This window comes from Amycolatopsis sp. SID8362 (assembly GCF_010550475.1).
GTDB lineage: Bacteria > Actinomycetota > Actinomycetes > Mycobacteriales > Pseudonocardiaceae > Amycolatopsis > Amycolatopsis eburnea.
On record NZ_JAAGNB010001495.1, the window covers coordinates 1 to 688 of the forward strand.

General features: G+C 76.3%; 1 protein-coding gene. It reads right to left on the reverse strand.

From position 1 onward, the window contains the following. Positions 1 to 688: ABC transporter permease (locus G3I65_RS45815; protein ID WP_160701655.1), on the reverse strand; the 688-nt coding region annotated here is incomplete at both ends.

The window sequence follows — 688 nt, forward strand, 5'->3', positions numbered from 1 at the left end:
GGCCGCGCCCAGGCCGAGCAGGAGCGCGGCGACCAGCGGGATCGGGCTGATCGCGAGGCCGAAGTCGGCCGGGACCACGCCGATCGCGGCGAAGGCGTCCCGCAGCCCGGACGCGACCGCGAGCCCGAGCGCGCTGCCGAGGACGCCGGCGACGAGCGCGATCAGCGTCGTCTCGGTGCCGATGAGCTTGCGGATCTGCCGCGGGGTGGCCGCGACCGCGCGCAGCAGCGCGAACTCCCGGCGCCGCTGGTTGACGGTCAGTGCCAGCGTGCTCGCCACCACGAACACCGCGACGAGCAGCGCGAAGCCGCCGAACGAGCCCGCGATCGCGAGCAGCAGCGTGCGGGTCTGGCTGACGTCGAGGCACTCGATGCCGCTGCGTTCGACACCGGTGGTCACCTCGGTACCGGGCGCGGCCGCGCGCACCCGCTCGGCGAGGGTTTCCGGAGCGACGCCGGGATCGGCCAGCACGCCGATCGCGTGCGCCTGCCCGGGCCGTCCGGCCAGCGCCACGGCCTGGTCCGGGGTGAAGAACAGAGCCGACTGCCGGGACAGCGCGTCGACGATCCCGCTCACCCGGAACTCGGCCGGCGTCGAGCGCGTGGCGATCCGCACCTGCTCGCCGACGCCGACCCCGGCGTCCCGCGCCAGCGCGGCGTCGAGGACGACCTCGCCGGGGACCGCCGGG